The organism is Candidatus Sericytochromatia bacterium, assembly GCA_035285325.1.
Taxonomy (GTDB): domain Bacteria; phylum Cyanobacteriota; class Sericytochromatia; order S15B-MN24; family JAQBPE01; genus JAYKJB01.
In genome coordinates this window covers 1-7288 of sequence record JAYKJB010000022.1, presented here as the reverse complement: position 1 = coordinate 7288, position 7288 = coordinate 1, and the positions used below count along the sequence as shown (strand labels likewise).

General features: G+C 66.7%; 8 protein-coding genes and 1 pseudogene. 6 read left to right on the top strand and 3 right to left on the bottom strand.

Going from position 1 to position 7288, the window contains the following annotated elements; all coding sequences use genetic code 11:
• Positions 1–135: 135 nt before the first annotated feature.
• From VKP62_04080 to VKP62_04065, 4 genes and pseudogenes are all read left to right on the top strand, one after another.
• Positions 136–438, top strand: coding sequence for a hypothetical protein (locus tag VKP62_04080; protein ID MEB3196362.1), 303 nt, complete (start codon positions 136–138; stop codon positions 436–438).
• Between the two features lie 106 nt (positions 439–544).
• Positions 545–1198: a carbonic anhydrase gene (locus VKP62_04075; GenBank protein ID MEB3196361.1), complete on the top strand. Its 654-nt coding sequence runs from the start codon at positions 545–547 to the stop codon at positions 1196–1198.
• Positions 1199–1208: 10 nt separating this feature from the next.
• Complete coding sequence (locus VKP62_04070; protein ID MEB3196360.1) at positions 1209–2567, top strand: SulP family inorganic anion transporter; 1359 nt, start codon at positions 1209–1211, stop codon at positions 2565–2567.
• A gap of 122 nt (positions 2568–2689) precedes the next feature.
• A pseudogene (locus VKP62_04065) lies at positions 2690–3175 on the top strand (nucleotidyltransferase domain-containing protein).
• A gap of 43 nt (positions 3176–3218) precedes the next feature.
• On the opposite strand, the gene VKP62_04060 reads toward VKP62_04065, so the two are convergent.
• Both VKP62_04060 and VKP62_04055 read right to left on the bottom strand, forming a co-directional pair.
• A complete protein-coding gene (locus VKP62_04060; GenBank protein MEB3196359.1) occupies positions 3219–3968 on the bottom strand; it encodes a DUF1365 domain-containing protein in 750 nt (249 codons plus the stop codon).
• Positions 3965–5212 (bottom strand): FAD-dependent oxidoreductase, encoded by a 1248-nt coding sequence (locus VKP62_04055; protein MEB3196358.1) that lies wholly within the window; start codon positions 5210–5212, stop codon positions 3965–3967. The genes VKP62_04060 and VKP62_04055 overlap by 4 nt, the downstream gene beginning before the upstream one ends.
• 397 nt (positions 5213–5609) lie before the next feature.
• Between VKP62_04055 and VKP62_04050 the strand changes: the two genes are divergently transcribed.
• Entirely contained in the window at positions 5610–5765 is a 156-nt protein-coding gene (locus VKP62_04050) for a hypothetical protein (GenBank protein ID MEB3196357.1), read from the top strand.
• A 74-nt stretch (positions 5766–5839) separates the two neighbouring features.
• The gene (locus tag VKP62_04045; GenBank protein MEB3196356.1) at positions 5840–6259 is read left to right on the top strand and encodes a (deoxy)nucleoside triphosphate pyrophosphohydrolase; all 420 of its coding nucleotides are present in this window, start codon (positions 5840–5842) and stop codon (positions 6257–6259) included.
• 179 nt (positions 6260–6438) lie between these two features.
• On the opposite strand, the gene VKP62_04040 is transcribed toward VKP62_04045, so the two are convergent.
• A complete protein-coding gene (locus VKP62_04040; GenBank protein ID MEB3196355.1) occupies positions 6439–7065 on the bottom strand; it encodes a hypothetical protein in 627 nt (208 codons plus the stop codon).
• Between the last annotated feature and the right edge of the window lie 223 nt (positions 7066–7288).

The following is a 7288-nucleotide window of genomic DNA, read 5'->3' as shown; positions in this document are numbered from 1 at the left end:
GGAGATGGCGATTTTGCTGGCCAGACTCTCCTCGACCGTGTTACTGTTGTCCTGACCATGATGGAGAATCCGTGTCTGCGCTACTCGCTGGGGAGCCGGCGCCCAGTTAAGAGTCGCTGCGGGAAGCCGATACAGGTGGTCCTGGGTCTCTTGTTGGCTTGCCTGATGCTCTTCGCGGGCACGTCCGAAGCCAGCCATTCGCTCACCGAGCATCAGGAAAACTCCGGCCTGGAGTGGGTGGTGGACCAGGAAGCGGCCCGGCCGGAATCCCGCACCTGGCATCATCAGGCCCAGCGCCTCGGCCGCGCTCGCACGCAACGGCGACAAGGTAAGCGGGCCGGTTTCGCTCGGCCGTTTGCCTTCGCCCGTCGCGAGGCCTACTGCCCGGCCAGTCCCAGGGCTCCGCCCCACCAGCCACGCGCCCCTCCAGTGGCTTGAAGCAAGCGCCGCGCTTGCCGCGACGCATACCCCCGCTTGCTTTCCCCGACAGCGCCTCGACGGTGATGTGTTCACTTCGTCGCGCTGGCTTCTGGAGCCTTTTATCTTGGAAAAACTCGTGCAGGGTCTGCATCAATTTCAGCAGACCTACTTTGACACCAACCGCGCCTTGTTCGAACGCTTGGTGCGCTCCGGGCAGCGGCCCGAAACGCTCTTCATCACTTGCTCGGACTCGCGCATCAACCCCAACCTGCTCACCCAGACCCGGCCGGGGGAACTCTTCATCATCCGCTTGGCGGGTAACCTCGTGCCGGCCCACGGTGCTAGCAGCGGGGGCGAAGCCGCCACGATCGAATATGCCGTGGCCTCGCTGGGCGTGAAAGACATCATTGTCTGCGGTCACTCCCACTGCGGTGCCATGCACGCCTTGCTCGACGATGGCGTGACGGAGGATTTGCCACTGATGCGGGCCTGGCTCAGCCACGCCGCAGCCACGCGGCGCATCATCGAGGAGAATTACGCCGACCGGGACGGCGAGGCGCGCGTGAAGGCCGCCACAGAGGAGAACGTGCTGGTTCAACTCGAGAACCTGCGCACACATCCGGTGGTGGCTGCCCGTCTGGCCCGCGGCGAACTCCATCTGCACGGCTGGGTCTACAAGATCGAGTCGGGTGAGGTGTTCGCCTACGAGCCCGGCACTGGCCAGTTTTTGCCCCTCGCACCTGAGACGGTGATCGCGCACCCTACCGTGAGCGCGTGAGGACACCATCGTGATCAATACCTACGACCTCCGCGTCCAGGCGGAGACCTCCCTCTTCGCGCGTCTGCGCTTTTATTTGAATCCCTTTGACGCTCGCTACGAGGACCTCACCCGAGGCTCGCTCTGGCTCAACCTGACGCGAGACATGGCCGCAGGGTTGGTTGTCGCCATGGTGGCGATCCCCCTGGCCATGGGATTTGCCATGGCCTCCGGCCTGCGGCCCGAGCAGGGCATTGTGGGCGGGGCGATCGCCGGCGCCGTCGGCGCGCTGTTCGGCGGCTCCAAATATCAGGTCTACGGCCCCACGGCCGCCTTCATCCCACTCATCGCCGCCATCATGGCCAAGCACGGCCAGGGCTTCCTGGTGCTGGCCTCGCTCCTGGCGGGCCTGGTGCTGATCGTGATGGGCCTCGCCCGGGCCGGCCGCATCGTGAGTCGGGTGCCCCATTCGATCGTCGTCGGCTTCACGATCGGCATCGCCTTTGTGATTGCGGGGTCCTCCTTGGGCGACATGATGGGCCTGAACGCCAAGCTGCCGATCGAACTGGTCGGGAAGCTGGAGGTTATCTGGCAGCACCGGCATGACATCAACTGGTATGCGGCACTCCTCGCGATTGCGACCTTTGCCGTCACCAAGGTGGCCTTGCGCATCTCGCCCTTCATTCCGGCGCCCCTGATCGCCCTCGGCGTCGGCACCTGGATTGCCGAGACGGCCTGGGCCGAGAAGGGCCTGGTGAACATCAAGGAGAAGTACGCGAGCATCCCGACCGACTTCTGGGTGTTTGCGGCGCCGGCCCCGATCCAGTGGAATCTGCCGTTCCTGACGGACCTGGTGTTCTTTGTGGCCGCGATCGTCTTCGTCTCCGGGGTCGAGAGCCTGCTGTGCTCCCGCATGGCGGATCGTTTGGCGGGCAACGACCGGACCCCGTTTCATCCGAACAAGGAACTGTGGGGCCAGGGTTGGGTGCAGGTGATCGTGCCGCTGCTCAACGGTTTTCCCCACACCGGGGCCCTGGCGCGCACGGCGGCCAACATCCGCCTCGGCGCCATCTCGCCACTGGCCGGGATCTTCAAGGCCGTCTTCAAGCTGCTGCTGGCGGCTTTTCTGGCTTCCCATCTGGAGATGGTCCCGATGGCCTGCATCGGCGGCATCCTGCTCTATGTCGCAGTCGGCATGGTCAAGTGGCAGGAGGTGGAGGAGGTGCTGGCGCATCAGCGCTTCCACGTCTTCCTGATGGCCTGGACGGCCGTGGCGGTGGCGGCCACGGACTTCCTCAAGGGGGTGCTGTCCGCACTCGTGCTGTGGCTGGTGCTGCGGCGCTGGCTGGAGCACCAGCCACCTGCGTCATCGGAGGCCCAGGCAGCCTGAGCGCGACGGGCAAGGGAGCCCAGTCGACAGCGTGGCCCTGAGCCTCGCGATGAAACACGCGGCGGAGAGGCCACCTGGGCCTCCCCGCTGCGTGAGCGCCGCTGGCAAGACGCAGGTCGGGTATGATGAGCCCGGACGTGATGCGAGGAGCCCCCCCATTGTCCAGCGTGCCGCCAGCGTTCGACCCGCAGCTGCTTGTGACTCTCCGCGCTGCGCTGCAGCGACAACCGGCCATCAGCCTGGCGATCCTGTTCGGCTCGCTGGCCGAAGGACGGGCAAGACCTGAGAGTGATCTCGACCTGGCGATCGCGACGGAGGTCCCGCTTTCGCCCACTGAGCGCCTGGCCTTGATGGCGGATCTGGCCGAGTCGACGGGCCGCCCTGTCGACCTGGTCGACCTGCGGGAGGTGGGGCAACCCTTGCTCGGTGAGATTCTCACGCGAGGGGTACGCTTGTGTGGCGACGCCGATGTGATCGAATCCGCGTTGGCTCAACGATTGCGCCGTGCCGTGGGCTTTCGCAATCTGGCCGTTCATCATGACCGGGCGATCGATTGGTCGCTCGTCCACGCGTTGGCCAGCGACCGATTGGGTGACTTTTCGAATTTCGCGCGGGCCATTGGCGATTGGTTGGAACGCCCGGGGAAGCGTCTTAGGCGGACCCGTGGCGTGGGTGCGCGTAGAATGGGGTGCGCTTGCGCCACAAGCGGAAGGCTTCGGTGTAGATGCCGGCGAACACCATCATGGTCATGGCGGGATGGCGCCAGAGCATCCGGCGCAGCGATCGCCCGTCGATCGCCCGTCGCGATAGCACCAGCGTCGCCTCGAACAGGCGACTGCCCTCGCGCTGATTGACCATGTGCACGGCCAGCCGCCGTCCGGGTGGGGTGAAGCGCCAGTCGTAGTCCACGTCCATCGGCATGAATGGCGAGACGTGAAAGACCTTGCGCAGCTTGAAGCGCATGGCCTCACCGGGCTGGGCCGGCAGGACGTACAGGTGCCGCTCGCCCCAGGGCGTGTTGCTGACGTCGGCCACCACCGTCTCGACCTGCTGGCCGTCGGGTGAGTAGCAGTAGTAGAAGCTGACCGGGTTGAAGACGAAGCCGAAGTAGCGCAGGTGCGTGAGCAGCCGGATGGGGCCGCTGGGGCGTGTCCCCGTTTGCGCTTCCACCAGGTCGCGCACCGCCGTATCCAGCGGCACGGCCGGATCCCCGAACTGGTCGCCGCGACGGAACCAGGCCAGCGCCGGGCGCGTGGTCGACCAGAGCCAGCGCCCGCGGAAGACCTGGTCCAGTTCGGCCAGGTCGAGATAGACCATGAACAGGCGGCGCTGAAACCAGTGCGTGACCGGATGGTGGCGCCGGTGCCAGACCGCCCCCTCGTAGAGGCAACTCTCCATCAGGCCAGCGCCTCGCCGTAGGCGCGGCCCACCGCGAGGGCGCTGTTCACCCCATCCTCGTGGAAGCCGTAGCCCCAGTAGGCCCCGCAGTACGAGGTGCGGTTGGTGCGGATCAGTTCCTGGTGCCGCGACTGCGCCGTTTCCCGCGAGGCGGCGAAGAGAGGGTGATGGTAGGTCAGGTCGCGCAGGATGCGGTCCGGGGCGATCGCCTCTCGCGCGTTGAGTGACACGCAGAACGTGCGCGACGAACGCAAGCGCTGCAGGATGTTCATGTTGTAGGTCAAGGTGACGGCCTCACCGGCCTCGGGCGGGATGTGGTAGTTCCAGGCGGCCCAGGCGCGCCGTTTCCGCGGCAGCAGCCCCGGGTCGGTATGCAGTACGGTCTGGTTGGTCTGGTAGGGGAACGCGCCCAGCAACTCACGTTCCAGCGGGCTGGCATCGTCCAGCAAGGCCAGCGCCTGGTCGGCATGGCAGGCCATGACCAGTTCGTCGAAGGACTCCAGGCCGGCTGGCGTGCGCACCTCCACGCCGTCGGCCAGTCGGCGCACGCCCAGCACCGGGGTGGCCCGGCGAATGCGGTCGGCGAAGGGTGCGGTCAGGGCTTCCACGTAGCGGGCGCTGCCACCCCGGATCACACGCCAGACGGGGCGGTCGTTCACCTGCAGCATGCCGTGATTGTCGAAGAAATTCATCACGAAGCGCACAGGAAACTGCAGGAACTGGCCGGGCGGGCAGGACCAGATCGAGGCGCCCATGGGAATCAGGTAATGATCCAGGAAGCGTCGGCTGTAACCGTGACGAGCCGCCCATTCGCCCACGCTGGCGCCCGGCATCTGGCCGGCCTGGGCCAGGCCCTCGCGATTGAAGCGCAGAATCTCGCGCACCATGCCGAGGAAACTCGGTGAGAACAGGTTGCGTCGCTGCGCGAACAGGGTGTCGAGCGAGGTGCCGTTGTATTCCAGCCCCGATCGCGCACAGCGCACGCTGAAGCTCATCGTGGTCTCGTCCGAGGGCACACCGAGGCTGGCCAGCAGACGGGTGAAATGCGGGTAGGTCTTGTGGTTGAAGACGATAAAACCGGTGTCCACGGCCTGACGTTCCCCCCCCAGTTCGATGTCGTGGGTGTGGGTGTGACCGCCGACGTGGCTGTCCGCTTCGAAGACGGTGATGGCGTGGCGACGGGAGAGCAGGTGGGCCGTCACCAGACCGGAGATGCCGCTGCCAACGATGGCAATGCGAAGGGACATGGGGCAGCGACTCCTGGGAGAACACGTCGCGGGGGCCGCGCGGGAGGCAGATGGCCTGAGGCTCACAGGCCGCCAGGGCCTCGACCGTATCGGGTTCCTGCCGCGTCTGTCAAGCGAAGGCCTTGTTGGCGTCCTGTTGGCGCGGCTCAGGAAGAAACCGTCACCCGACTGCCCCAGCCGATGGTTTCAGATGCCCCTGTATTCCCGACTCGTCACGGCGATCGCCGTCCCCGCTACGTTCCCTCAGGCCTCCAGACGGCCATCGGCTTCGCCAGCGCCGGTCGCGGCGGAGCCGCATCCGTGGTCGCGCGACACGTGGCCCACGCGCACTGCGCGCCAGCCCCTGCCGCGCGCCGAAGCCTCCGCATCGCGCGCCGGCCTTCAAGGACTCGACCACATGACGCGCGCGTTTGAGGAGCCGGAACCAGCGCGTCACGTCCAGCCGGCTGAATGGACCGAGCGCGCTGCCGACTGCATCGAGGCGATCGTGAACCTGGTCATGACGCTGATGGCCTACAGCGCCCCGGTGCTGTTTGCCGTGATGGCCTTTTGAAGCCTGTCAGGTCCCTGGTGCCGATGCCGATTTTGCGGTAAGAAACCGGCGAGGACACAGGAAAGGTGGCTCCCGTGCAATCTGAAGCTGCTGCGCCGCTCGACGTGGTCGGGGCCGTGATTCACAACGCGGCCGGCGAGGTGCTCTGCGCCCTGCGTGGGCCTGGCATGTCGATGCCCGGCGTCTGGGAGTTCCCGGGCGGCAAGCTGGCAGCGGGCGAGGCGCCCGAGGAGGCGCTGGTGCGGGAGATCCGCGAGGAACTGGCCTGCGTGATCCGGGTCGAGGCCTTGCTGGTGGATCACTTGCATCCGGCTGCGCCCCGCCCGATTCGCCTGAGAACCTATGGGGCGGTGCTGGTTTCCGGACAGCCGACGCCGCTGGAGCACGCCGAGTTGCGCTGGGTGGCCGCCGCGGAGCTTCACCGTCTGGACTGGGCACCGGCCGACGGCCCGACCGTGGCTTGGCTGCAGGGAGCGATCCCAGCCAGTCACTGAAGCAGGCTGTGGCAGCAGGGGCTTGGCGGAGGCATTCAAGCGGTGATCGTGGGCAGGGGGCGGGAACGAAAGCTGGGGGAACTGTCGCTGGACAGTCCCCCCAGATGATGGAGCTGACACGCTGGAGCCCCCGATGACTGCCGGGCGGCTGCGCCAGGACAGTGCCTCCGGAGTGAGGCTCAGAGCCCTGCCATCAGGGCCAGCAGCGCGGCGGCCACGCCCCACTCCTCGCCCGGCTGGTACCACACGCCCGACATCCAGACCGACAGGCCGGCCATCTGGCCGTTGATGGCGTTGGGCAGCACGCTCAGCGAGCAGCGACGTTCGCCGGCGCGACCGACCAGCCACCCGCCCTGCGCGAAAGTGGCGTTGACCGAGCGAACGCCGACGCGGCCATCGATCATCGCGCCGAAGATCGACAGTGAGACGGCTTGCGGGCCGAAGCCAGGCCGGTAGAGGGTGCCGACCACCCTGGTGGGCCAGGCCTGGCCACTGAAGCGAATGCCTTCCATGTCGGCCTCGATCGCGTTCGGGTAGGGCACCCAGATGCGCGCCAGACGACCGCCGATACGCCCGTTCCAGGCGCCCAGCACATTGACGTCGCCATCCTTCTTGGTGGCGTCAGGCTTGGCCGCGTCGGTCTTGGTCGGTGACACGGGCTTGGCAGGTTGCGGTTTGATCAGGGGCGCGCGCGAGGCACCCAGCGCCTCCGCTTGACGGGTTGTGGCATTCGGCGTGGTACCACAGCCGACCAGGGCGAGGCTGACCGCCACGGCCAGGGGGGCCAGCAGGGAGGTGCGAGACATGGGTGAACCTCTGAACGACGGGGTGTAAGCTGATTAATCAGAGGTTAACAGAAGTTTATAGAAGACACAAGGGGGCGCTACTGGCCCTTTCGACCGTAGCGCGCGGAAAGCTTGGGATGGGCCGCTACCGCCCGCTTCACGAGGCGTTCCGGGTGCACGGCCGGTGCGAGGCCGAAACATTCGGCCAGCCACGTCACGAACTGCGTGTGGCCTGCGCTGGGTT